At 60.2% G+C, this 25,450-nt stretch carries 23 protein-coding genes; 11 read left to right on the forward strand and 12 right to left on the reverse strand.

Annotation, left to right across the window (positions count from 1 at the left end; all coding sequences use genetic code 11):
• Positions 1-12: 12 nt before the first annotated feature.
• On the reverse strand, positions 13-1,266 hold the full coding sequence (gene glyA / locus E4P01_RS00810) for a serine hydroxymethyltransferase (protein WP_032879086.1): 1,254 nt from the start codon (positions 1,264-1,266) through the stop codon (positions 13-15).
• Between the two features lie 156 nt (positions 1,267-1,422).
• On the reverse strand, positions 1,423-2,151 hold the full coding sequence (locus tag E4P01_RS00815; protein ID WP_216090405.1) for a TraX family protein: 729 nt from the start codon (positions 2,149-2,151) through the stop codon (positions 1,423-1,425).
• Between the two features lie 90 nt (positions 2,152-2,241).
• Between E4P01_RS00815 and E4P01_RS00820 the strand changes: the two genes are divergently transcribed.
• Entirely contained in the window at positions 2,242-3,282 is a 1,041-nt protein-coding gene (locus E4P01_RS00820) for a low specificity L-threonine aldolase (protein WP_032879081.1), read from the forward strand.
• Positions 3,283-3,475: 193 nt separating this feature from the next.
• Positions 3,476-3,676 carry a hypothetical protein gene (locus E4P01_RS00825; protein ID WP_078822512.1) on the forward strand — a complete coding sequence of 67 codons (201 nt, stop codon included), beginning with the start codon at positions 3,476-3,478 and terminating at the stop codon, positions 3,674-3,676.
• 94 nt (positions 3,677-3,770) lie between these two features.
• Here E4P01_RS00825 and gbcB read toward each other — a convergent pair whose 3' ends face one another.
• Positions 3,771-4,871: a glycine-betaine demethylase subunit GbcB gene (gene gbcB / locus E4P01_RS00830; RefSeq protein WP_032879077.1), complete on the reverse strand. Its 1,101-nt coding sequence runs from the start codon at positions 4,869-4,871 to the stop codon at positions 3,771-3,773.
• 281 nt (positions 4,872-5,152) lie between these two features.
• Here gbcB and gbcA point away from each other — a divergent pair, with 281 nt between their 5' ends.
• Complete coding sequence (gbcA, locus tag E4P01_RS00835) at positions 5,153-6,448, forward strand: glycine-betaine demethylase subunit GbcA (protein ID WP_032879076.1); 1,296 nt, start codon at positions 5,153-5,155, stop codon at positions 6,446-6,448.
• A gap of 776 nt (positions 6,449-7,224) precedes the next feature.
• Here the strand turns inward: gbcA and E4P01_RS00840 are convergent.
• The 6 genes from E4P01_RS00840 to E4P01_RS00865 all read right to left on the reverse strand — a co-directional run bounded on the left by E4P01_RS00840 (position 7,225) and on the right by E4P01_RS00865 (position 14,976).
• The gene (locus E4P01_RS00840; protein ID WP_005792147.1) at positions 7,225-7,995 is read right to left on the reverse strand and encodes an electron transfer flavoprotein subunit beta; all 771 of its coding nucleotides are present in this window, start codon (positions 7,993-7,995) and stop codon (positions 7,225-7,227) included.
• A gap of 10 nt (positions 7,996-8,005) precedes the next feature.
• Positions 8,006-9,226, reverse strand: coding sequence for an electron transfer flavoprotein subunit alpha/FixB family protein (locus E4P01_RS00845; protein WP_216090406.1), 1,221 nt, complete (start codon positions 9,224-9,226; stop codon positions 8,006-8,008).
• On the reverse strand, positions 9,226-11,166 hold the full coding sequence (gene dgcB / locus E4P01_RS00850; RefSeq protein WP_078822514.1) for a dimethylglycine demethylation protein DgcB: 1,941 nt from the start codon (positions 11,164-11,166) through the stop codon (positions 9,226-9,228). Before dgcB ends, E4P01_RS00845 begins: the two co-directional genes overlap by 1 nt.
• Positions 11,167-11,339: 173 nt before the next feature.
• A complete protein-coding gene (gene dgcA, locus E4P01_RS00855) occupies positions 11,340-13,400 on the reverse strand; it encodes a dimethylglycine demethylation protein DgcA (RefSeq protein ID WP_032879068.1) in 2,061 nt (686 codons plus the stop codon).
• Between the two features lie 15 nt (positions 13,401-13,415).
• Positions 13,416-13,946: a DUF5943 domain-containing protein gene (locus E4P01_RS00860; RefSeq protein WP_078822519.1), complete on the reverse strand. Its 531-nt coding sequence runs from the start codon at positions 13,944-13,946 to the stop codon at positions 13,416-13,418.
• A gap of 52 nt (positions 13,947-13,998) precedes the next feature.
• Positions 13,999-14,976 carry a dipeptidase gene (locus tag E4P01_RS00865; RefSeq protein ID WP_005792153.1) on the reverse strand — a complete coding sequence of 326 codons (978 nt, stop codon included), beginning with the start codon at positions 14,974-14,976 and terminating at the stop codon, positions 13,999-14,001.
• Positions 14,977-15,194: 218 nt separating this feature from the next.
• Here E4P01_RS00865 and E4P01_RS00870 point away from each other — a divergent pair, with 218 nt between their 5' ends.
• From E4P01_RS00870 to E4P01_RS00880, 3 genes are all read left to right on the forward strand, one after another.
• Positions 15,195-15,596, forward strand: coding sequence for a lysozyme inhibitor LprI family protein (locus tag E4P01_RS00870; protein ID WP_005792155.1), 402 nt, complete (start codon positions 15,195-15,197; stop codon positions 15,594-15,596).
• Positions 15,597-15,690: 94 nt separating this feature from the next.
• Entirely contained in the window at positions 15,691-16,305 is a 615-nt protein-coding gene (locus E4P01_RS00875; protein ID WP_032879060.1) for a hypothetical protein, read from the forward strand.
• A 37-nt stretch (positions 16,306-16,342) separates the two neighbouring features.
• The gene (locus tag E4P01_RS00880; protein ID WP_216090407.1) at positions 16,343-16,759 is read left to right on the forward strand and encodes a DUF3010 family protein; all 417 of its coding nucleotides are present in this window, start codon (positions 16,343-16,345) and stop codon (positions 16,757-16,759) included.
• Between the two features lie 208 nt (positions 16,760-16,967).
• Here the strand turns inward: E4P01_RS00880 and E4P01_RS00885 are convergent, their stop codons facing one another.
• Positions 16,968-17,912, reverse strand: coding sequence for a GlxA family transcriptional regulator (locus tag E4P01_RS00885; protein WP_005792161.1), 945 nt, complete (start codon positions 17,910-17,912; stop codon positions 16,968-16,970).
• A gap of 193 nt (positions 17,913-18,105) precedes the next feature.
• Between E4P01_RS00885 and E4P01_RS00890 the strand changes: the two genes are divergently transcribed.
• The 5 genes from E4P01_RS00890 (at position 18,106) to E4P01_RS00910 (ending at position 22,011) form a co-directional block, all read left to right on the forward strand.
• Entirely contained in the window at positions 18,106-19,050 is a 945-nt protein-coding gene (locus tag E4P01_RS00890; protein ID WP_032879054.1) for a choline ABC transporter substrate-binding protein, read from the forward strand.
• Between the two features lie 73 nt (positions 19,051-19,123).
• Positions 19,124-20,011 carry a 3-keto-5-aminohexanoate cleavage protein gene (locus E4P01_RS00895; RefSeq protein WP_078822523.1) on the forward strand — a complete coding sequence of 296 codons (888 nt, stop codon included), beginning with the start codon at positions 19,124-19,126 and terminating at the stop codon, positions 20,009-20,011.
• A gap of 41 nt (positions 20,012-20,052) precedes the next feature.
• Positions 20,053-21,018, forward strand: coding sequence for an L-carnitine dehydrogenase (locus E4P01_RS00900; protein ID WP_078822524.1), 966 nt, complete (start codon positions 20,053-20,055; stop codon positions 21,016-21,018).
• Positions 21,019-21,030: 12 nt separating this feature from the next.
• On the forward strand, positions 21,031-21,522 hold the full coding sequence (locus E4P01_RS00905) for a thioesterase family protein (protein ID WP_032879049.1): 492 nt from the start codon (positions 21,031-21,033) through the stop codon (positions 21,520-21,522).
• Positions 21,523-21,747: 225 nt separating this feature from the next.
• Positions 21,748-22,011, forward strand: coding sequence for a hypothetical protein (locus tag E4P01_RS00910; protein ID WP_032879047.1), 264 nt, complete (start codon positions 21,748-21,750; stop codon positions 22,009-22,011).
• Positions 22,012-22,099: 88 nt separating this feature from the next.
• On the opposite strand, the gene E4P01_RS00915 is transcribed toward E4P01_RS00910, so the two are convergent.
• Together E4P01_RS00915 and E4P01_RS00920 are read right to left on the reverse strand one after the other, a co-directional pair.
• Positions 22,100-23,203 carry a GlxA family transcriptional regulator gene (locus E4P01_RS00915; RefSeq protein WP_078822525.1) on the reverse strand — a complete coding sequence of 368 codons (1,104 nt, stop codon included), beginning with the start codon at positions 23,201-23,203 and terminating at the stop codon, positions 22,100-22,102.
• 492 nt (positions 23,204-23,695) lie between these two features.
• Entirely contained in the window at positions 23,696-25,072 is a 1,377-nt protein-coding gene (locus E4P01_RS00920; RefSeq protein ID WP_032879045.1) for an L-serine ammonia-lyase, read from the reverse strand.
• Positions 25,073-25,450: the final 378 nt, after the last annotated feature.

Raw genomic sequence — 25,450 nt, forward strand, 5'->3', positions numbered from 1 at the left:
CCAAAACCGCGCTCAGCGATAAACCGGAAAATCAGCGCACAGGGCAGACACGTGTTTGGCCACGTTGGCCTCGACATCGGCGTCGCCGAGGTTGTCGAGGATGTCGCAGATCCAGCCAGCCAACTCGATGCACTGCGGCACCTTGAAACCACGGGTGGTCACCGCCGGAGTGCCGATGCGCAGGCCCGAGGTCACGAACGGCGACTGCGGGTCATTCGGCACGGCGTTCTTGTTGACGGTGATGTGGGCGCGACCGAGGGCGGCGTCCGCGTCTTTGCCGGTGAGGCCCTGACGGATCAGGCTGACCAGGAACAAGTGGTTATCGGTGCCGCCGGAGACCACATCGTAGCCACGCTTGATGAACACCTCGGCCATCGCCTGGGCGTTGTCGATCACTTGTTGCTGATACGCCTTGAAGCCGGGCTCCAGCGCTTCCTTGAAGCACACCGCCTTGCCGGCGATCACATGCATCAGCGGGCCGCCCTGGGCACCGGGGAACACCGCAGCATTGAGCTTCTTTTCAATCGCTTCGTTGGCCTTGGCCAGAATCAGGCCGCCCCGTGGACCGCGCAGGGTCTTGTGGGTAGTGGTAGTGACCACGTCGGCGTAGGGCAGCGGGTTCGGGTACAGGCCGGCAGCCACCAGGCCGGCGACGTGGGCCATGTCGACGAACAGCAGCGCGCCCACTTTGTCGGCAATCTGACGGAAGCGTGGGAAATCCAGGGTTTTGGAGTAGGCAGAGAAACCGGCCACCACCATCTTCGGCTGGTGCTCGACCGCCAGGCGCTCGACTTCGTCGTAGTCGATCAGGCCGGTGTCGGTGTTGATGCCGTATTGCACTGCGTTGTACAGCTTGCCCGAGGACGACACTTTGGCACCGTGAGTCAGGTGACCGCCGTGGGCCAGGCTCATGCCCAGAATGGTGTCGCCGGCATTGATCAGCGCCAGGTACACCGCGCTGTTGGCGGACGAACCGGAGTGCGGCTGCACGTTGGCGTAATCGGCGCCGAACAGCTGCTTGGCACGCTCGATGGCCAGGGCCTCGACCTTGTCCACATGCTCGCAGCCACCGTAGTAGCGCTTACCCGGGTAGCCTTCGGCGTATTTGTTGGTCAGGCCGCTGCCTTGGGCTTGCATGACGCGCTTGCTGGTGTAGTTCTCCGACGCGATCAGCTCGATATGGTCTTCCTGACGCTGCTCCTCGGCATTCATGGCCGCCAGCAGTGCGTCGTCATATCCCTGGATCTGGTCTTGTTTGCTGAACATCGCGTCTCTCCCAGCCTTTCGTATTGTTGAAGCCCTCGCAGGGCCCTTTGATGCGATGGTAGGGCTGGCGCGTACAGGTCAAATGCCTGCGCACGCCACGCAAAGGTGCGTTTACGACATGGACTGAAGAATGTGCAAAGCCAGCTCCCACAGGGGTCAGGCGATGAGCTTGCGAACGAGTAGCAACAGAAGAAAATGCATGGGATACAGGGCATAGGCCCAGCGCCGCATGGCGGGTGGCTTGGCGTTTTTGCCATGTCGCAATAAGACCAATCCTGCCAGCGGCGCAATCAGACATGCAGCCAACCCCAACTGCGCCACAGGCGTACCGCTATTCAGCAGAATCTGCCATTGATTCGCGGCGACACAGACCAACCCCGGCAGCACGCTGAAATACCAGGGCCGGCGAAACACCAACAGCATCGCCAGTGGCAGCAATACACCAAAGAAACCGAACATCAACTGGGTTGAAAACACAGCGGCTATTGTGACGGCGATCAGCGCCAATCCTCGATCAATCAACGCCTTCTGCTGCCAACCTCGGGCAACCAGCAGGCCCAGCGCCAGAGTCGGCAACACGTTCAAGGTATCGGCATCTTCGATGAACATCCGATAAGGCACTTCGCTGATCACGCTAAACAGCAGCAACCACCCCAGGTAGCGCCGATGGCCGGTCACCGGAGCGTTCCGGGCCCTGTGCAAATTGGCCGCAATCGCCAGGCAAAACCACGGGAACGCCAGGCGCCCAGGCACATACAGCCCATCCAGGCTCAACCCCACATAGCGCAGGTGATCGAGCACCATGCTCAGCAGCGCCAGCCACTTGAGTAAGTCCAAAGCGCCATCTCGGACACGTCCGACAGGCAAGGTGTGAGTACCGTGCATAATTCCCCAACGACTTTGCATTTACAGAGCGTGCGCGCCCCTGACAATCTTGGTTAAAGTGCGCACCAACATCGACCACAGGAATGGGCCATGACCGACAAGAGCCAACAATTCGCCAGCGACAACTATTCCGGCATCTGCCCGGAAGCCTGGGCCGCCATGGAACAAGCCAACCACGGCCATCAACGCGCCTACGGTGATGACGAGTGGACCCATCGCGCCGCCGACGGTTTCCGCAATTTGTTCGAAACCGACTGCGAAGTGTTCTTCGCCTTCAACGGCACCGCCGCCAACTCCCTGGCACTGTCCTCGCTGTGCCAGAGCTACCATAGCGTGATTTGCTCGGAAACCGCCCACGTTGAAACCGACGAATGCGGCGCACCGGAGTTTTTCTCCAATGGCTCCAAGCTGCTCACTGCACGCACCGAGAACGGCAAGCTGACCCCGGAATCGATCCGCGAGATCGCCCTCAAGCGCCAGGACATCCACTACCCCAAACCGCGCGTGGTCACCCTGACCCAGGCCACCGAAGTCGGCAGCGTGTACACCCCGGAAGAAATCCGCGCCATCAGCGCCACGTGCAAAGAGCTGGGCCTGAACCTGCACATGGACGGTGCTCGCTTCTCCAACGCCTGCGCGTTCCTGGGCTGCTCACCGGCCGACCTGACCTGGAAAGCCGGGGTGGACGTGCTGTGCTTTGGCGGCACCAAGAACGGCATGGCGGTGGGTGAAGCCATCCTGTTCTTCAATCACAAGCTGGCCGAAGACTTCGACTACCGCTGCAAACAGGCTGGCCAGTTGGCATCCAAGATGCGCTTCCTGTCCGCCCCGTGGGTAGGCTTGCTGGAAAACGATGCCTGGCTCAAGCACGCACGCCATGCCAACCACTGCGCGCAATTGCTCAGCAGCCTGGTTGCGGACATCCCCGGCGTTGAATTGATGTTCCCTGTGCAAGCCAACGGTGTATTCCTGCAACTCTCGGAGCCAGCCATTGCGGGGCTTACAGCCAAGGGTTGGCGCTTCTACACCTTTATCGGTAAAGGTGGGGCGCGATTCATGTGTGCGTGGGACACAGAAGAAGAACGTGTACGAGAGTTAGCCGCCGATATCAGGGAAGTCATGAGGGCTTAACGTGGGAATTCGGCCAGCGAATACTGGCCGATTGCCGAGTCTGTTTTTTGATATTTCTGACAGCTACGCGCTGGATATTCGTTGACTAGCCTCTTGGTACCCGGAAGGAAAACGCAGTCATAACCGCCATTTTCCGGGTTCGCTACCCGCCGAATAATCGGCTGGAAACGTAAATCCAATGGAGAGCTTAATCATGGAATATCAAAGCAACGGCAACACCCTGCAAAGCGATGGCACTATCAGCACCACGGTGATTGACTGGGATGAGTTCAGGAAGTACGCCAAAGTCGGGGACACCATCCGCGAACCTTCGAGGACGTTGAGGATCTACGATAAAGCCTATGAATTGACAGCATCAGGCCAGCATTTCGTCGTGCATATCTACGCGCAGTAACCGTTACTCCTGGAAGCCCGCGCCGAAGACTCATGACCCTCGGCGCACAGCCGACCGCACATTCCCACGCTCCTGCGTGGGAATGTGCGAGGTATTAGAACTCGATGCGCACATCGCCCTTCGGCACGCTGCAGCACGACAGGATGTAACCTTCGGCTTCGTCTTCCTCGGTGATCCCGCCGTTGTGTTCCATCTCCACCTCCCCGCCCAGCTTCATCACCTTGCACGTGCCGCAGATACCCATGCCGCAGGCTTTGGGGATCAACAGGCCAAGCTTGGCAGCTGCTGCGTGGACAGTCTCGCCGGGGGCCACCCGAATGCTTTTGCCCGATGCGATGAACTCCACCTGGTGCAGATCCGCGAGGTCGATTTCCGGCGCATCCGCCGCTTGCTCGGCCTGCTCCACGGCGTCGGCCCGCGCTTCCGGCGGCGTCGCACCAAAGGATTCTTCGTGATAACGCGCCATATCGAAACCGGCGGTTTCCAGCAGGCGTTTCACTGCGCTCATGTAAGGCGTCGGGCCGCAACAGAATACTTCGCGCTCCAGGAAGTCCGGCACCATCAGTTCCAGCATCTTGTGATTCAGATAACCGCGGTAGCCGGCCCAGGGTTCACCCAGGCCATGCTTTTCGCAAATCAGGTGCAAGCTGAAGTTGTCGATCCGCGACGCCATGTGCTCCAGCTCGCGGTGGTAGATGATGTCCTTGGGTGAACGCGCGCTATGAACAAACGTCATGTCCACATTAGCGTTGGTGTCGTAGAACCAGCGCGCCATGGACATGACTGGGGTGATCCCCACCCCGCCGCTCAGGTACAGCACTTTCGGGCTGGGGAAGTCGATCGCGTTGAACAGCCCGACAGGTCCGTGCACCGCCAGCTCCTGGCCCTCGTGCAGCGTGTCATGCAGCCAGTTGGACACACGCCCGCCCGGTACACGCTTGATGGTTACCGAAAAGCTGTAAGGCACCGACGGTGAACTGGAGATCGTGTAGGAGCGCATGATCGGCTGGCCTTCGATTTCCAGCTCCAGGGTGACGAATTGCCCGGGCTTGAAGAAGAACAGAATCGGCTGGTCAGCCATAAAACAGAAGGTGCGCACGTCCCAGGTTTCCTGGATGACTTTGACGCAACGGACGATGTGCCGACCATTGGCCCAGGTCTGGGTGGTTACCGGATTCAGGAAATTGCTAGACATGTTGTTCTCCACCGCCGACGTCGGCCTTATGGTGGCGATTCTGCGTAACGCCGGGGCCACCCATTTACCTATCTGCGACATTCACATACTTACGGCGACCAGCCCCCAAAGACAGGGCCTTGCGCGTCGGGATCAGATTGGGCCATGTCGCCCATGGATAAGGTTCGACCCAACGCCGGGCCCACACTCGCTCCCAACAAAGACGCGTTCTTTACGCCTTGCTGCAAACCTGATCAGCCACTATTCGCCGGCCACACAGAATGGCCATGAGGACACACACGATGGACGTCACCGCAACCTTAAGCTTGGGCGATCCGCTGGAACCCGCACGCAAGGCCACCGCGCAAATGCTGCACGAGCGCGAGCGCACCTTTTCGCTGCCACAGCCGTTCTACTCTGATGAGCGGCTGTTTGATATCGACATGCAGGAGATCTTCCAGAAAGAGTGGTTGATTGCCGGCATGACCTGCGAAATCCCCACCAAGGGCAACTACCTGACCCTGCAAGTGGGCAAGAACCCGATCATCGTGATCCGTGGCGCCGAAGGCGTGGTACATGCATTCCACAACGTCTGCCGCCACCGTGGTTCGCGCTTGTGCACCAGCGAAAAGGGCAAGGTCGCCAAACTGGTTTGCCACTACCACCAATGGACCTACGAACTGGACGGTCGCCTGTTGTTCGCCGGTACCGAGATGGGCGCCGACTTCGACATGAAGCAGTACGGCTTGAAACCGGTAAACGTGAAGACCGCCGGCGGCTACATTTTCATCAGTCTGGCCGAGACCCCGCCGGCCATCGATGACTTCCTGTCGACGCTCAGCCATTACATGGAACCCTACGACATGGAAAACACCAAGGTGGCGATCCAGACCACCTTGTTCGAAAAAGCCAACTGGAAGCTGGTGCTGGAAAACAACCGCGAGTGCTACCACTGCAACGCGTCGCACCCGGAACTGCTCAAAACCCTGCTGGAATGGGACGACGTCACCGACCCGCGCGCCGACCAGGCGTTCAAGGACCACGTAGCCGCCTCCGCCGCCGCCTGGGATGCCGAGAAGATCCCTTACGCCCACGCCAGCTTCGGCCTGCGTAACCGCATCGTGCGTATGCCGCTGCTCAAGGGCACAGTGTCGATGACCCTGGACGGCAAGCAGGGCTGCGCCAAACTGATGGGCCGCATCAAGAACCCGGACCTGGGCTCGATGCGCATCCTGCACCTGCCTCATTCGTGGAACCACTGCATGGGCGATCACATCATCGTGTTCACCGTGTGGCCGATCAGCGCCCAGGAAACCATGGTCACCACCAAGTGGATCGTGCACAAAGATGCCGTGGAAGGCGTGGACTACGATGTGGAGCGCATGCGCCAGGTGTGGGACGCGACCAACGACCAGGACCGTCGCCTGGCCGAGGAGAACCAGCGCGGCATCAACTCAACAGCCTACCAGCCTGGCCCGTACTCCAAGACCTATGAGTTTGGCGTGGTGAACTTTGTGGACTGGTACAGCGAGCGCATGTTGAACAACTTGGGTGCCGCGCCTGCGCCGTACCTCAAAGGTGTGGCTGCACACGAGTAACTTACGCCCTATGGATCAAAAGGTGGGAGGGGCTTGCTCCCGATAACGGAGTATCAGCCAATGCATGTGCAAGCTGAGCCATCCCTATCGGGAGCAAGCCCCCCCTCCCACACTTCAAGCAGACGCTGCCTACTATTTGATCAACTCTCGCGCAGACCGCTAACACCCTGCCCTCCAGCCTTTGTCCAACAACTTATCCACAAAGCCACCCACAGCAATTGTGGGCAAGTCGGTGTGCGGCTTAAATTAAATCAAGAAAATCCGTGACTTATTTGAAACCAAGGGATCCATCCTTACCTGATCATTTATTGATCATATCTGTGCAGACCTTGATTCATATGGCCTACAGCACTAAGCGAACACCTTATCCACAGATGCACCAACAGACTTTGGGGGCAACTTTATCCAACCTGTGGAAAAGCGCACAAACCCTGCATAAATCGGGCTTCCCGGGGTTTCAATGCAGAAAAAAGCCGAAACTGATCGAATTTCGATCAACCTCCTGAAAGCCTTTGTTTACATGGCTTACAGAAGATAGCGAACATCTTATCCACAGATGCGCCAACAGACTTTGGGGGCAAGTCAGTACTGCCAACCGGGAAAACTCCTGGAAAAACCGCAGTTTAGGCTGGCTATTTTTCGTACAGAGGGCTGCAAGGCTTGATACATAGGGGGTGTGGACAACCGCGAACAGGTTATCCACAAGCGGATCAACAGCGATTGTGGGTAAACCGCAGAACTCATGCGGGAGGGAGCACGCCCCCTCCCACAGCGGATCAGCGTACGACACCCTCTTCAATCAACAGCTTGAGAATCGCCTGAGCGCCCTCTTCAGCACTCACACCCTTGAGCACCTGCCCACCACCGCCACTGGCCTTGGCCGTGGCAGCCTTCATACGGTCGGCGCCGCTCTTGGCCTTGATCACCTTGAGACGCTTGGGCCTTGGCTTGGCCGGTTGCAGCAGGGCGCCTGTGAATAACTCGTCCTGTTCGATCTCCACCTCATGGGCCGCCAGTTCGCCACGTTGCGCCGGGCCGTATGCACTCTGGCGCGGTTTGGGCGCAGCGTTATCCACGGTGGCCAGAAACGGCAGGCGCACTTTCAGGCGCCGCCGCTGGCCGCGAGGCAAGGCTTGCAGTACATGGGCCACGCCGGCGTCGATGGATTCCACCTGGGCCAACCCTACAACCAGGGGCCAGCCCAATTGTTCTGCCAGCAGAAACGGCAACATGCCCGAGCCTTCACCGGTTTCCGCCTGACTGCCGGTGAGTACCACCTGGGCGCCGGCGTCATGCAGGTATTCACTGAGTACCGGCAAGGCATCGGCGCCGGGCGGTTGTTCCAGTACATGCAGTTGCGCCAGCCCCATCCCAAGGTAGCTGCGCAAGGTCGGCTCGTTGATATCGCCGGCGTGCAGCACCTGCAACTTATCCCCAGCCATTTGCAGGCCCAGCTCGACAGCGCGGGCGTCCTGCTCCGCACGGCGCGGGCGCCCGGAAGTGGGGTGGGCGCCGATGGATACCAAGCTGATTACAGTGGTTGTCATGGTCATGTCCCTAAGCTGCATCGCGCTTGGCGCCGTTGCGGTAGGCCTGCACCGCATCGATCAAGGCTTGCAGAATCGCGGCGCTTTCGCCGATCACCGACAGGTCGGCACGCTTGATCATGTCGCAGGTCGGGTCGAGGTTGATCGCCACCACCTTGTCGCAGGCCCCGATGCCTTGCAGGTGCTGGATCGCCCCGGAAATACCCACGGCCACGTACACCCGCGCCGTGACCCAGGTGCCGCTGGCGCCGACCTGACGATCACGCGCCATGAAGCCATCGTCCACCGCCACCCGCGACGCGCCCTCGGTGGCGCCCAGGGCTGCGGCGGTCTGGTGGAACAGCGCCCAGTCCTTCACGCCATTGCCACCGGAGAAAATGAATTCCGCTTCGGCCATGGGAATCGCCGCCGGATCCACCGCCACCGCCCCCAGGTCCTCGATACGCGACAAACTGCGCGCCAGGCTTGTGGATAACTCTACGGGCAATACCTCATGCCGGGTCTCGCTGACCGGGTCGGCACACTCAACGGCCGCCAGGATCAGGCGCGGCAGCGGCCGGGCCAAATCTTGCTGGCCCGCCCCCGCACGGCCGATGCACTCATCGCCCTTGATTTGCCAAACGCGTGTCGCCGGGCGTTCCTTGAGGCTGGCGGCAAAGCGCCGACCCAATTCACCGCCGCCGCTGCGGCTGTCCGGCAGTAGCCAGTGGCGCGGATTGAACTGGTTATCCACAGCGCGCAGGCCTTGTACGCGTTGCTCCGGTGAATAACCGTCGAACGCGTGGCCGTCCAGTACCAGCAGGCGATCGACACCGGCAGTGGCGAAGGCGTTTTCCTTATGTTCACCAAACACCATGGCCAGCACCGCGCCGTCGCTGCCAGCCAGTTGCCTGGCCAGGCCAAGCAAGTCACGGTCGTGGCTGCTCAAGCGGCCACCGACCATGTCCGGCACCACACTGATGTAGAACGCGGGCGTTGGCACCTGATGCAGTGGCAACTGTACCTCCACCGCCGCCGTACGCTTGGCCGCACCGCCCTGCTGGGCACCGCTGCGGTCAATACGCTTGATGCCGTTGGGGCCGATAAAACCGACACCGTGCACGTTTTTACGAATGATGCCGTTGGGCCCCATCCAGCTCTGCTGCACGGGCTGCATGGCCGCGTGCAAGGGGTGAAGACGGTTACGGGCGATCCATTCGGCCCGAGGGTCACGGCGAATAATGTCGCTCATCAATGCACCTCCGCGGGTTCACGTTTAGGCGCTTTTGCCGGCACAGGGTCTTCAAGCAAAGCGTCGGCCACAAGCTCGGCAATATCCTTGATCAATGGCCGCGGCTCGACCACACCTTCAAGCATCGCCGTACATTGCGGGCAGCCCACGGCCACCAGTTCGGCACCGGTTTCGCGGATGTCTTCCATGCGCATGTCGGGGATACGTTGCTTGCCGGGAATGTCAGTGATCGGCGCGCCGCCGCCACCGCCGCAGCAGCGCGAACGGAAGCCTGAGCGTTGCATTTCCTTGACCTCGATGCCCAACGCCCGCAGCACTTGGCGCGGTGCCTCGTATTCGCCGTTGTAGCGGCCCAGGTAACAAGGGTCGTGGTAGGTCACGCTGCTGCCTTTGTGCTGGCCCAGGTTGAGCGCGCCGTCGCCGATCAACTCGGCCATGAAGGTGCTGTGATGCTGTACGAAGTAATTGCCGTTGAAGGCGCCGTACTCGTTTTTCAGCACATGGAAACTGTGCGGGTCGCAGGTAACAATGCGCTTGAAGCTATATTTGCCCAACGTCTGGATATTGCGCGAGGCCAACAATTGGAAAGTTGCTTCATCGCCCAGACGCCGCGCTACGTCACCGCTGTCGCGTTCTTCCAGGCCGAGTACCGCAAAGTCCACCCCCGCCGCCTTGAGCACTTTGACAAACGCCCGCAGGGTGCGTTGGTTGCGCATGTCGAAGGCACCGTCGCCGACCCAGAACAGCACCTCGCAGCTGCCCTTGTCACTGAGCAACGGCAGGTTCAGGTCCGCCGCCCAGTTGAGGCGACCGCCCGGTGCGAAACCGCCAGGGTTGTCGGTGGCAATCAGGTTTTCCAGGACTTCGGCGCCCTTGTTCGGCGTGGCACCTTTTTCCAGGGTGAGGTGGCGGCGCATGTCGACGATGGCGTCAACGTGCTCGATCATCATCGGGCACTCTTCCACGCAGGCGCGGCATGTGGTGCACGACCACAACGTCTCGGCATCCACCAGGCCATTGACGATCGGCTGATGCGGGTTACCGCCGTGTTCGCCCACCGGTTTGCCTGGGTATGGGCTACCGGCGAACTTGGCATCGGTGCCACCGGCCAGGCCGACGACCATGTCTTGGATAAGCTTTTTCGGGTTCAGGGGCTGGCCGGCAGCGAACGCCGGGCACGCTGCTTCGCACTTGCCGCATTGCACGCAGGCGTCGAAGCCGAGCAACTGGTTCCAGGTGAAATCCTTGGGCTTTTCCACGCCAAGCGGCGCGGTTTTATCACTGAGGTCCAGCGGCTTCAAACCAGTGGAGCGGCCACCGCCGAAGCGCTCGGCGCGGCGGTGCCAGGCCAGGTGCAGGGCACCCGCGAAGGCGTGCTTCATCGGCCCGCCCCAGGTCATGCCGAAAAACATTTCCGATACGCCCCACAGCACGCCCACGCTCAGCAGCGCAGCGAGCAGCCAGCCGCCAAAGTCAGCGGGCAGAATCCCGGCCACCGGCAAGGTCACCAGGAAAAAGCTCACCGAGAACGCCATCAGGCTTTTCGGCAGGCGCATCCATGGGCCCTTGGACAGGCGCGCAGGCGGATTGCGGCGGCGCAGGTACATGAAGATCGCGCCCACAAACATCAACGCCGAAGCCAGCAGCAAGGCATAGCCGAGAATGCGGTTCTGCAGGCCGAAGCCGTGCACCGCAACAGCCAGCAGCGCCGACAGCACAAAGCCCAGCGCCGTGGCGACGTGGGTATTGGCAATGTATTTGTCGCGGGCGACCACGTGGTGCAAGTCGACCATGTAGCGCTTGGGCATGGCCAAAAGACCGCCAAGCAAGTCGACTTTGGATGCACGCCCACGGCGCCACATGCTCATGCGGCGCAAGGCGCCGAGGACGGCGAGCCCCAAAGCGGCAAACAAGAGAATTGGCAACAAGGTGTTCAACATGATGAAGCTCCCACAGACCACACAGGTCTACTGTGAAACTGGCCTTGAATGTGGGAGGGGGCTTGCTCCCGATGGCGGAGTGTCAGTTGATACTGTTGTAGCTGACCCACCGCTATCGGGGGCAAGCCCCCTCCCACATTTGAACCGAGTCCACTTTTTGGTTCGGTGTCGGCTTAGAAATCCTTGCACAGGCGCAGGGCGTCGTAGATTGCGGCGTGGGTGTTGCGCTGGGCCACACAGTCACCAATGCGGAACAGCAAGTACCCTTCGCCCGCCTCGCTCAAGCACGGCTGCGGTTTGATCGCAAACAAGGCTTCGACGTCGATCTGGCCCTTGTTGCGTGAACCTTCCTTGAGCCCGTAGTAAAGGGCCTCGTCCGGGCGTACGCCGTTCTCCACCACCACCTGGTCGACCACCCGCTCTTCTTTGGCGCCGGTGTATTCGTTTTCCAGCACTGCCACCAGCTTGTCGCCCTCGCGATAGACCTTTTCCAGCATCATGTCGCCGGTCATGATCACTTCCTTGGGGTACATGCTGCGGTAGTAAGTCGGGAACGACGTACCGCCAATTGCCACACCGGGCTTGATGTCGTCGGTGACGATTTCCACCTGGCAGCCTTTGTCCGCCAGGAAGTCCGCCACCGACATGCCGGTGAACTCGCAAATGGTGTCGTACACCAGCACGTTCTTGCCCGGCGCGACTTTGCCGTCAAGCACATCCCAACTGCTCACCACCAAGCCTTCGGCGGCGCCCCAATGTTCGTTCTGTTCGATGAACGGATGCCCGCCCACCGCCAGCACCACCACGTCCGGACGCAGGTCCAGAATGGTCTCGGCATCCGCCGCCACGCCCAGGCGCAGGTCGACTTTCAAGCGCGCCAACTCCAGCTGGTACCAGCGAGTGATACCGGCGATCTGGTCGCGCTGCGGCGCTTTCGAAGCGGTGGTGATCTGCCCGCCGATGAACTCTTTTTTCTCCAACAGGGTTACGTCGTGGCCGCGTTCGGCGGCGACACGTGCTGCCTCCATACCAGCGGGGCCTGCGCCCACCACGACCACTTTGCGCTTGGCCCCGGTGGTTTTCTCGATGATGTGCGGCACGCCCATGTATTCACGGGAGGTCGCGGCGTTCTGGATGCACAGCACGTCCAGGCCCTGATACTGGCGGTCGATGCAGTAGTTGGCGCCCACGCATTGCTTGATCTGGTCGATCTGGCCCATCTTGATCTTGGCGATCAGGTGCGGGTCGGCGATGTGCGCACGGGTCATGCCGACCATGTCCACATAGCCGCCTTCAAGGATGCGCGTGGCCTGGTTCGGGTCCTTGATGTTCTGCGCGTGCAGCACCGGAACCTTGACCACTTCCTTGATCCCGGCTGCCAGGTGCAGGAACGGCTCCGGCGGGTAACTCATGTTCGGGATCACGTTGGCCAGGGTGTTGTGGGTGTCGCACCCCGAGCCCACCACGCCGATGAAGTCGAGCATACCGGTGTCGTCGTAATACTTGGCGATCTGCTTCATGTCCTCATGGGACAAGCCGTCCGGGTGGAACTCGTCACCGCACAGGCGCATGCCCACGCAGAAGTCATCGCCCACTTCGGCACGCACGGCCTTGAGCACTTCCAGGCCGAACTTCATGCGGCCTTCAAAGCTACCGCCCCATTCGTCGGTACGCTTGTTGACCCGCGGGCTCCAGAACTGATCGATCATGTGCTGGTGCACGGCAGACAGCTCGACGCCATCCAGGCCACCGGCCTTGGCACGACGCGCCGCCTGGGCGTAGTTGCCGATCACGCGCCAGATTTCTTCCGGCTCGATGGTCTTGCAGGTGGCACGGTGCACCGGCTCACGCACGCCGGACGGCGACATCAGGGTCGGCCAATTGAAGCCGTCCCAGCGTGAGCGACGGCCCATGTGGGTAATCTGGATCATGATCTTGGCGCCATGCTTGTGCATGGCGTCGGCCAGGTTCTGAAAGTGCGGGATGATGCGGTCGGTGGACAGGTTCACCGAGCTCCACCACTCCTGGGGGCTGTCGATGGCCACCACCGAGGAGCCGCCGCAGATCGCCAGGCCGATACCGCCCTTGGCTTTCTCTTCGTAGTACTTCACATAGCGGTCGGTGGTCATGCCGCCGTCGGTGGCATACACCTCGGCGTGGGCGGTACTGAGCACGCGGTTGCGGATGGTCAGCTTGCCGATCTGGATCGGCGCAAACATTGCTTCGAAAGCCATGGCACGGTCCTCGGCTTACAACGGTTTGACGGTGAACAGGCCATCGTCGTGGCCCTCTTCGGAGCCTCCGTAGACTTGTTCGGCGACAGTGCGGATCTTGCTACCACGGGCCTCAAGAATCTGGTCCATGGCACCGGCAAACCAGCCGGTGAACATGTAGTCGACTTTGCGCCCGACCTTTCCGTACACGTAGACGAACGCCGAGTGCTCAAGCTTGACGCTGGCGGTGCCTTTATCCAGGTCGATGTCCTGGATCTTGAACAGGCCCCAGCCACGTTGCGACAGGCGCTTCATGTAGTGTTCGAACACCGCGACGCCTTCCAGGCCGTGGCACTCGGCTTCTTTCTCACACCAGTGCCAGGCGGATTTGTAGCCGGCCTTGTAGAGGATCTCGGCGTAGGCATCAGCGCCCAGCACTTCTTCGATACCCATGTGGTTGTTGACGAAGAAATGGCGCGGCACGTACAGCATGGGCAGGGCGTCGGAGGTCCAGACACCGGTTTCGCTGTCGACTTGGATTGGCAATTGCGGGGCGATCTTGGCCATGGAAACTTAACTCCAGAAAAATTCGTTGTGGTGTTGCCGATAGGTGTCTGGCTTATTCGCCCCAGACGTCCTTCAAGACGTTGACCCAGTTCTCGCCCATGATCTTGCGTACCACGCGCTCGGGGTGGCCACGCTTGAGCAGGGTCTCGGTGAGGTTGGGGAATTCACCCACGGTGCGGATGCCCAGCGGGTTGATGATCTTGCCGAAGCTGGTCAGGCGGCGGGCGTAGCCCTTGTCATGGGTCAGCATTTCGAAGAAATCCTGACCATGCCCCTGGGTGAAGTCGGTGCCGATGCCGATGGCGTCTTCACCGACGATATTCATGGTGTATTCGATGGCTTCGGCGTAGTCGTCGATGGTCGAATCGATGCCCTTGGCCAGGAACGGCGCGAACATGGTCACGCCGACAAACCCACCGTGGTCGGCGATGAACTTGAGTTCTTCATCGGACTTGTTGCGCGGGTGTTCCTTGAGCCCGGACGGCAGGCAGTGTGAATAGCACACCGGCTTTTTCGATTCGAGGATGACTTCTTCGCTGGTCTTGGAACCGACGTGAGACAGGTCGCACATAATGCCGACACGGTTCATCTCGGCGACGATTTCGCGCCCGAAGCCCGACAACCCGCCGTCGCGCTCGTAGCAGCCGGTGCCCACCAGGTTCTGGGTGTTGTAGCACATCTGCACCACGCCAACGCCGAGCTGCTTGAAGATCTCGACATAGCCGAGCTGGTCTTCAAACGCATGGGCATTCTGGAAGCCGAAGATGATGCCGGTCTTGCCCTGTTCCTTGGCACGGCGGATGTCGGCGGTGGTTTTCACCGGGATCACCAGGTCACTGTTCTCGCGGATCAGGGTCTGGCTGGCGACGATGTTATTGATCGTGGCCTGGAAGCCTTCCCACACCGACACCGTGCAGTTGGCGGCGGTGAGGCCGCCTTTGCGCATGTCTTCGAACAGGTCGCGGTTCCACTTGGCAATAATCAGACCGTCGATAACGATGCTGTCGGCGTGCAACTCGGCTGGGCTCATCAGGCGTCCCCTTATTGGCGATTCATGCGCCGAATCGTCTGCCGGCGCTTTGGGGCCAGCATATGCCCAGGGACAACCCGAGCCGGGTGCAAAAACGACAGGGGAATTGCCGAAAGCGTCAATCCACGACAAAGGCTGTGCAGACATGCCTGACGGGCGACTGTTCTTTGTCTTACGCTTGAGCCAGAATTGCGCATCACGTGATATGAGACGGCGCAATGAAATCGATTTTCCTGGCTTTGGCACTCATCGCAACCGGCGTTCACGCAGCCGAAGACACCGACAGCACGCCGTGCGACGGCATCGAAAACGACAAACAGACCCTGGCCTGCGCCGCCTACAACAAAACCACCGCCGAGCAATTGCTCAAGGATAACTATCAAGGCCTGCTGGAGCGCATGGCTTCAACCTACGGCAGCGACAAGACCAAACTGGCCGACATTACCGCCCGTCTGAAGGACGCCCAGCAGAAATGGGAAAAACTGCGTGATGCCGATTGCGCGGTGGACACCTTCCCGGCGGTCAATGGCAGCAAGGAGTATGCGATTGCGCAGAATGATTGCCTGGCGCGGATGAGTGATGAGCGGTCGGAGTTTTTGGAGTCGATTGGGCAGGAGTGATTTGCGCACCCTATTGGCCAAGCAAGTCCCACGCTGCTTTTGCGCGCTCGTCAAATTTAACGATGCTTTCCCTCTCAAGGATGAGTACTGAACAATGCAATGGTTTCCTACCCCTCCCACCGACAACCTGTACAAATTTGCCGCTGTTTGCGGCTTGCTGATGCTCGGCGGCGCGCTGTTTGCCATCCTGTCATTGGCTTACCTGGATTATCGAATCGAAGTACAGACCAACGCGTCTCTGGACAACTTTTCAAACCAGCATAATCAGAGATTATTCGAAAACCGCATCACCGCTCTTAAAGAGGGTGACACCGAGAAAGACTATATCCCGCAGCTTTCAAAGAAATTAAATAACGATCCGGATTTTTTAGCAGCTGCATTGAAAATCCAGTCAGAGCTGAAGGCCGGCTACAAACCTGCTGATCCTGACACCCTCGATCTTGTATTTAACTTCGTACGTGCTCGAGAGGCGCTTTCATTGATCGCCCTCGTCATATACGCCCTCGTCGCATCATGGCTAACCGTATTTGGCCTAAGCGGCTGGCGCAAAAAAATCCACGGGCCAAACGAGCGCCAAAATGAACTCGACGAAGAAATCAAGAAAGCCAGTTTGTTGAAATTGCACATTGAGATCTCTCAAATGCAGCCCATGAGCGAAACCGTAAAGAAGCTGTTTGAGCTTGGCGGTATCATGCGCCCCGATAAATAACTTACCCATGAGCATTTTCTGGGGCGCGGAGCATTCCATGACTACTTGCGGCATCGAAATCAAAGGCAGCGAAGCCATCATCGCCCTCGCCGCTCTGGACAACCAGGCACTGACCCACATCGCCCTGGCCACCAAGAAAATCGCCCTTGAAGACGACGACGAAGCAGCCAACGTAAAAGCCTTCGCCGCCCAGGTGAAGGCGTTCGTGCAGGCGAACGCCATTACCCGTATCGCGATCAAAAAGCGCAGTAAAAAAGGCGAGTTCGCCGGGGGCCCGACGACGTTCAAGATTGAGGGGATCTTTCAGTTGCTGGACGGGGTGGAGGTGACGCTGCTGTCGCCGCAAACCATCAATGCGCAGAACAAGAAGCACAACGTTGAATTGCCGGCCACGCTGAACAAATATCAGCATGAGGCTTACAAGGCAGCGTGCTCGGCGCTGCTGAAAAAGTAAGCCACACCACACCTCAATGTTTGCTGGGCCGACGTCTTCGCGGGCAAGCCCCCTCCCACATTGGAAGTGTGTGGCAATGGCATTGGCAATCAGCTCGGCGGGACGGGACGACGGAACACAAAACCGCTGTGCGCGAACATGGTTTTATACTCAATTATTGAACGAACTATAAATTATAGTTCCCAGCATAATTGACTCTAATTACCCGTCAAACCACCTCCCGCCGGCGATCCTCCCTAGGACACTTGGCAAACCTGGCGCGATAGCTGCGGGTGAAATAGGACGGCGACTCAAACCCACACGCAATGCTCACTTCCAGCACACTCATGTCGCTCTGGCGCAGCAGTTTCCGGGCTTTCTCCAGGCGCAGGCCGAGATAGAAGTTGCTCGGGGTGTCGTTCAGGTGCAGACGAAACAGGCGCTCCAGTTGGCGCCGGGTGACCTTGATCGCGTCGGCCAGGGCCAGGGTGCTCAGGGGCGGTTCGGTGTGTTGCTCCATTTCGCCGATCACGTGCACCAGTTTCTTGTTGTTGATGCCGTAGCGCGTGGCGATCTGCATGCGCTGGTGGTCTTTGCGTGGGCGTATACGGCCAAGCACGAATTGCTCCGAGACCTGGACCGCCAGTTCCGAGCCGTGGGCCTGGGCGATCAGATCGAGCATCAAGTCGATGGACGCGGTGCCGCCGGCGCAGGTAATGCGGCGACGGTCGATCTCGAACAGTTCCTGAGTCACGCTCAATTGCGGATAGGCTTCCTTGAAGGCGTCGATGGCTTCCCAGTGCAGGGTCAGGCGGTGGCCATCGAGCAGCCCCGCTTCGGCCAGCACACAGGCGCCGGTGTCGATGGCGCCCAAGGTCACGCCGTCGTGATCGAGGCGACGCAGCCAATGCTCCAGCGCCGGGGTGGAGCATTGCAAAGGCTCGAAACCGGCCACCACTAATAATGTGGCGCCTTTTTCCAGCGGCTCCAGCGCGGCGTCGGCGTTGACCGACATACCGTTGCTCGCCAGCACCGCACCGCCATCTGCACTCAATATGTGCCAGCGGTACAACTCGCCACGAAAGCGGTTGGCGACCCGTAACGGTTCCAAGGCCGAGATAAAACCGATGGCCGAAAAACCCGGCATCAGCAAGAAGTAGAAATCCTGGGACATGGTGGCGCTCTCGTGGGGCGGGCAGCGTGGCACTGTGATACTCCCGTTCATGCACGGATTCAAGGGGACAGGTCGCTGCAGTGCAAGAGCCGGTCGCCGTCGTGCGCTTTGTGGTTCGCCAAGCTGCGTAACGTGGCGTCACGGTGCACAAAGACACCGGCCCCCACAATAACGACCTGCCGAGGGACCCACCATGAACCGACTGATCCGCCGTTGCGTACTTGCACTCAGCGCCAGCGCCGTTTTGAGCACTAACGCCATGGCAGCGGATGCCGCTTCATGCCAGAACGTACGCATGGGCGTGGTGAACTGGACCGACGTGATCGCCACCAGCGCCATGACTCAAGTGCTGCTCGACGGCCTCGGCTACAAGACCAAACAAACCAGCGCCTCCCAGCAAATCATCTTCGCCGGTATCCGCGACCAACGCCTGGACCTGTTCCTGGGCTACTGGAACCCGCTGATGACCCAGACCATCACGCCGTTTGTCGAGGCCGGGCAGGTCAAGGTCCTGGATAAACCCAGCCTGGAAGACGCGCGCGCCACCCTGGCGGTGCCGACTTATCTGGCGGACAAGGGCCTGAAGACCTTCGCTGACATCGCCAGGTTCCAGAAAGAGCTGGGCGGCAAGATCTACGGCATCGAGCCTGGCTCGGGTGCCAATACCCAGATCAAGGCGATGATTGCCAAGAACCAGTTTGGCCTGGGCAAGTTCCAACTGGTGGAGTCCAGCGAAGCCGGCATGTTGGCCGCCGTGGACCGCGCCGTGCGCCGCAAGGAAGCCGTGGTGTTCTTTGGTTGGGCGCCGCACCCGATGAACGTGAATGTGGCGATGACCTACCTCACCGGCAGCGAAGACGCCCTGGGGCCGAACGAAGGCCGGGCCAGCGTATGGACCGTCACGTCGCCAACCTACGCCGAGCAGTGCCCCAACGTGCACACGCTGCTGACCAACCTGACGTTCACCGCCGCCGACGAGAGCCGCATGATGCAGCCGCTGCTCGATCACAAGGATGCCCTGGAATCCGCCAGGCAGTGGCTCAAGGATCACCCTCAAGACCAGCAGCGCTGGCTGGAGGGCGTGACCACGTTCGATGGCAAACCCGCGGCCGCCAACCTGAAACTCACCAGCAAATAACCTTCTCCGAATCACCGTTTCGCGGCCACTTGCGACCGCGAACGGCACCACCACGCCTGTAAGGAACCGCCTCATGAACCACGACGTCATCATCACCTGCGCACTCACCGGTGCTGGCGACACGACCGCCAGAAGCCCGCACGTGCCGGTCACCCCCAAACAAATTGCCGCCGCCGCAGTAGAAGCCGCCAAGGCCGGCGCCACCGTGGTGCACTGCCATGTGCGCGACCCGCACACCGGCAAATTCAGCCGCGATGTAGCCCTGTACCGTGAAGTGATGGAACGCATCCGCGAGGCCGACATCGACATCATCGTCAACCTCACCGCCGGCATGGGCGGCGACCTGGAAATCGGTGGCGGCGAGAACCCGATGGACTTCGGCCCCAACACTGACCTGGTCGGCCCACTGACCCGCCTGGCGCATGTGGAGGAACTGCTGCCGGAGATCTGCACCCTGGACTGCGGCACCCTCAACTTCGGCGACGGCGACACCATTTACGTGTCCACCCCGGCGCAACTGCGGGCCGGCGCCAAGCGTATCCAGGCCCTGGGCGTAAAGGCCGAGCTGGAAATTTTCGACACCGGCCACCTGTGGTTCGCCAAGCAGATGATCAAGGAAGGGCTGCTCGATAACCCGCTGTTCCAACTGTGCCTGGGCATTCCCTGGGGCGCGCCGGCCGACACCACCACCATGAAAGCCATGGTCGACAACCTGCCCGCCGACGCGGTGTGGGCAGGGTTCGGGATTGGTCGCATGCAAATGCCGATGGCCGCGCAAGCGGTGCTGCTGGGCGGCAATGTACGGGTGGGCCTGGAAGACAACCTGTGGCTGGACAAAGGCGTGCTCGCCACCAACGGCCAGTTGGTGGAACGCGCCCGTGAAATCCTCAGCCGGCTGGGTGCGCGGGTCATGACCCCGGCCGAGGGCCGAATCAAGATGGGCCTGACCAAACGCGGTTAAACATGTGGGAGGGGATCCCCGAACTCTTTAGGAATGTGCCAATGAGCTTTATCACTGACATCAAAACCTTCGCTGCCTTGGGCAGCGGTGTTATCGGCAGCGGTTGGGTATCCCGTGCCCTCGCCCACGGCCTGGATGTGGTCGCCTGGGACCCTGCCCCCGGTGCCGAAGCAGCCTTGCGCAAACGCGTCGCCAATGCCTGGGGCGCGCTGGAAAAACAAGGCCTGGCAGCGGGTGCCTCCCAGCATCGGCTGCGCTTTGTCAGCACCATCGAGGAGTGCGTCAAGGACGCCGACTTCATTCAGGAAAGCGCCCCGGAACGCCTGGAGCTCAAGCTGCAGTTACACAGCCAGATCAGCGCGGCGGCCAAGCCGAATGCGTTGATCGGTTCGAGCACGTCCGGGCTGTTGCCAAGCGAATTCTATGAAGGTTCGACCCACCCGGAACGCTGCGTGGTCGGCCACCCGTTCAACCCGGTTTACCTGCTGCCCTTGGTGGAGGTGGTGGGCGGCAAGCGCACTGCGCCTGAAGCGATCCAGGCGGCCATCAAGGTGTATGAATCCCTCGGTATGCGCCCGCTGCATGTGCGCAAGGAAGTGCCCGGTTTTATTGCCGACCGGCTGCTCGAAGCGTTGTGGCGCGAGGCGCTGCACCTGGTCAATGACGGCGTGGCCACCACCGGCGAAATCGATGACGCGATTCGCTTTGGCGCCGGCTTGCGCTGGTCGTTCATGGGTACCTTCCTCACCTACACCCTGGCAGGCGGTGATGCCGGTATGCGGCACTTCATGGCGCAATTCGGCCCGGCGTTGCAGTTACCATGGACCTACCTGCCAGCACCGGAGCTGACCGACAAGCTGATTGACGACGTCGTCGATGGCACTAGCGATCAGTTAGGCCAACACAGCATTTCGGCGCTGGAACGCTATCGTGATGATTGCCTGTTGGCAGTGCTTGAGGCGGTGAAAACCACCAAGGCCCGGCACGGCATGACCTTCGCCGAATAAAGGGAACCGATAATGCCCGCATTGACCACCTATACCACCCGAGTCCTTCCCGACTGGGTGGACTACAACGGCCACCTGCGCGACGCGTTCTACCTGCTGATCTTCAGCTACGCCACCGACGCGCTGATGGACACCCTGGGCCTGGACAGCGACAACCGTGAAGCCAGCGGCCACTCATTGTTCACCCTGGAGCTGCATCTGAACTACCTGCACGAAGTGAAACTGGGCGCCGAGGTTGAAGTGCACACCCAACTGATCGCCCATGACGCCAAGCGCCTGCACCTGTATCACAGCCTGCACCGGGTGGGCGATGACAAGGAACTGGCCGGCAATGAACAGATGCTGCTGCACGTCGATCTGGCCGGGCCGCAAGCTACACCGTTCACCGAGGCCACGCTGCAACGGCTCGACGCGATCAGCGCTGCACAGGCCGAGCTGCCAAGGCCCGCCCTGCTTGGCCGTGTCATCGGTTTGCCGGCAAAAAAAGCCCCGAGCCAGCCGTGACTGGATCGGGGCAGAGGGGCCTTGTGTGAGCTGTGCATCTGGAGGGTGACCAAACCGTCAAGCTGCGTGCCTGGGATCAGTGTGCCTATTAACCGTATTGCCAAGTGACCCGAAAACGACCTGTTCATAGCCATCCAAGCCATTGCTCGATTCTGCTCTTGCCCACCCAGCGGGGGCCAACCAGAATCCAGGTCAATCCCTGTTCCCTACACCAGGATAAACGTCATGATGCACGCGGATTTGATTGACCAGGATGACCTGCTGAGCCAACTGCGCTCGCTGGGTTTTGAAGTATCCAGCGGTACCACCGCCGAGCAGGCGTGTGAATGTGCGGTGCGCGGTTTGAGCGAGGCGCGGGCCAAGGCGCTCAAGGGCATGGTTGAAAAAATGTACAGCGGCAGTGCGACGATTTTGCCGGCGGTACGCCAGGCGATCGACAAGCAGTTGTTGCCGGCGCTGATGCAATTCAAACAGAACTCCGGCGCCTGAAAATACCGCTATCGCAGGCAAGCCAGCTCCCACAGGAGAACGCATTCCAAGGTGGGAGCTGGCTTGCCTGCGATGCAGACGACTCGGTTTAGAGCCTTACACTGGCAAACGTCGACTCGTTCCTGGCCTGGCTCAACGCCGACATCGGCCCCGACAACGGTGACAACACCAGTGCCTGCGGAATCGACATCATCGCTACTTGCTGGGTGGTGTTGGAGCCAACACGTTCATCGCGTGGCGGTATGCCGAAGTATTCGCGGTAGCACTTGGAGAAGTGCGGCGTCGACACGAACCCGCACACCGACGCCACTTCGATGATCGACATCGGTGTTTGCTTGAGCAACTGCCGTGCACGGATCAGGCGCAGCTTGAGGTAATAACGCGACGGCGAGCAGTGCAGGTATTTCTGGAACAGCCGCTCCAACTGGCGGCGCGACACGGCGACATACACCGCCAGTTCATCCAGGTCAATCGGCTCTTCCAGGTTGGCTTCCATCAGCGCGACGATTTCCTGCAGCTTCGGCTGGTTGGTGCCGAGCATGTGCTTGAGCGGCACGCGCTGGTGATCCTGTTCGTTGCGGATGCGTTCGTAGACGAACATCTCGGAGATGGCAGCCGACAATTCACGGCCGTGGTCGCGGCTGATCAGGTGCAGCATCATGTCCAACGGCGCAGTGCCGCCGGAGCTGGTGGAGCGGTTGCGGTCGAGCGTGAACAGACGCGTGCTCATCGCGACGCGCGGAAAGGCTTCCTGCATCGACGCCAGGCATTCCCAGTGCACGCTGCAATCAAAACCATCGAGCAAACCCGCGCAGGCCAAGGCCCAACTGCCGGTACACACCGCGCCTAGGTGCCGGGACTGGCGCGCCTGGCCTTGCAGCCACGACACATGCTCACGAGTGACAGTGCGTTGGATACCCACGCCGCCGCACACGATGACGGTGTCCAGGGCCGGGGCTTTGTGCATGGAGGCATCGGGAGTGATCTGCAGACCGTCGCTGGCCCACACTTGGTTACCGTCGACACTCAGAGTGGTCCAGCGATACAGCTCGCGGCCGGACAACTGGTTGGCCATACGCAGCGGTTCCACTGCCGAAGCCAGGGAAATCAGCGTGAAATTGTCCAGCAGCAGAAAGCCGATGGATTGAGGCGCACGGTTCTGGGGTTGGCCCCCGGAGTTGAACGACGTCATCGCGGTATCTCCTCACACAAAGCGGGTGATGGCCTCAGGCGAGGCTCTTGTTATTGCGCGCTCCCTGAAAAGGAGAGGCTTTGAATTGATAGAGCAAATGCCGTGCCTAAAATTGAATGGCTATTCAATAACTCCTGAAAACGACCTGTTGATGCGTCTATATAAGCCCGCGCGTGGGGTGCGGGATATGACGTGAGAAGGGTGCTACTCAAAGCGTGTGAGCAAATCGGTAGCACTTGTGGGAAGGCGCTTTGCGGGCGTAGGACGTGTCTGTCACCCAAAGCACAATGCGCAGGTGACGAGAGGGAAATCGTTTGGTAGCTACTTATCTGTTTGCGACGCGCTAAAAGGTGGCGTTTTTTGATCTGGTGTTCACTTTATGAGCAATTGTGTCTGCACTATTGCTATCGGGGGCAAGCCCCCTCCCACATTTTGAAGGTGTTCACAAATCAAGTGTGGGAGGGGGCAAGCCCCGATGCAGGCGACTGGGTCTCAGCACTCAACCGCACTCACCGCCAACCCACCGCGTGATGTCTCTTTGTACTTGTCATGCATATCGGCCCCGGTATCACGCATGGTGCGGATCACCCGGTCCAGGGAGATAAAGTGCTGGCCGTCGCCGCGCAGGGCCATTTGCGCCGCGTTGATGGCCTTCACCGCCGCAATCGCATTGCGCTCGATACACGGCACCTGTACCAGGCCGCCGACCGGGTCGCAGGTCAGGCCGAGGTTATGTTCCAGGCCGATTTCAGCGGCGTTGCACACCTGCTCCGGCGTGGCACCTAGAATCTCCGCCAAGCCAGCTGCGGCCATCGCGCAAGCCGAGCCTACTTCACCCTGACAGCCGACTTCAGCACCGGAGATCGAAGCGTTCTTCTTGCACAAGATACCTACCGCCGCCGCGCCGAGCATATAGTCGACCACGTTGGCTTCGGTGACCTCCTCACTGAACTTCATGAAGTAGTGCAGCACTGCCGGGATGATCCCCGCCGCGCCATTGGTGGGCGCCGTCACCATGCGCCCACCGGCGGCGTTTTCTTCGTTGACCGCAAGGGCGAACAGGTTGACCCACTCCATGGCGCTCAAGGTCGAGCCGATCACATTGGGTTTGCCCAGCTCTTGCAAACTGCGATGCAACTTGGCGGCGCGACGGCGCACATTGAGGCCGCCGGGCAGGATGCCTTCGTGCTTGAGGCCCTGCTCCACGCAATCCTGCATGGCGCGCCAGAGTTTCATCAGGCCGCTGCGGATTTCTTCTTCGGAGCGCCAAGTCTTTTCGTTCGCCAGCATCAGTTCGGCGACGCGCAGGTTGTGGGTCTTGCACAGCTGCAACAGCTCCACCGCACTGGAAAAATCGTAAGGCAATTCGGTGCGGTCCATATCGGCCACGCCGCTTTGGGCCTGGGCCTCATCCACCACAAAGCCGCCGCCGACCGAATAGTAGGTATCGCGATGCAGTTCGCCGTCATCACCCCATACCACCAGGGTCATGGCGTTGGGGTGGAACGGCAGGTTCTCGTCGAGCAAGCGCATGTCCCGCGCCCACACAAATGGCACCGGCAAACGGCTGTCCAGCAACAGGGTGTCGGTTTCACGCAAGGTCTGAATGCGTACGCCGATTTGCGAGGGGTCGATTGCGTCCGGCCACTCGCCCATCAGGCCCATGATGGTTGCGGTGTCACTGCCATGGCCGATGCCAGTGGCAGACAACGAGCCGTACAGTTGCACTTCGACACGCCGAACCCGTTCCAACAGTTCACGCTCACGCAACGCCTGCACGAACAACGCCGCGGCGCGCATGGGGCCCACGGTGTGAGAACTCGAAGGCCCGATGCCGATCTTGAACAGGTCGAAAACGCTGATAGCCATTAACGTGTAACTCCTCGATAAGCGCGGGCCGGGCTTGAACGAGGTGCTACGCTCAGATCGCCCAGATGGCGGCATCATCAAGCTTTTGTTGCTCGCCACGGCGTCTCACACCGACGCATCCATGCTCACCAGCGTCGCTCGCGTGCGAACGCCTGTTTTGGCCGTTTTTTGCGGTGCAGATGGGTAAAAACAGCAGTTTTACCTTGGGAAAAAGCTGTAAGCGACGTCATCGGTACTGGATGCGACCCTCCCTGTACTGGATACGACGCCCCCTGTAGGCGTCAGATTTTCACTGGTACATGATCAGTCTCGACTCGTTTGCAAGGCATCGCGCCAGAGCTGTTGTCGCACGCTCCAACCGCAACACTTATAAAGCGC

It is taken from the genome of Pseudomonas sp. NCIMB 10586 (genome assembly GCF_023127895.1).
Classification (GTDB): Bacteria; Pseudomonadota; Gammaproteobacteria; order Pseudomonadales; family Pseudomonadaceae; genus Aquipseudomonas; species Aquipseudomonas synxantha_A.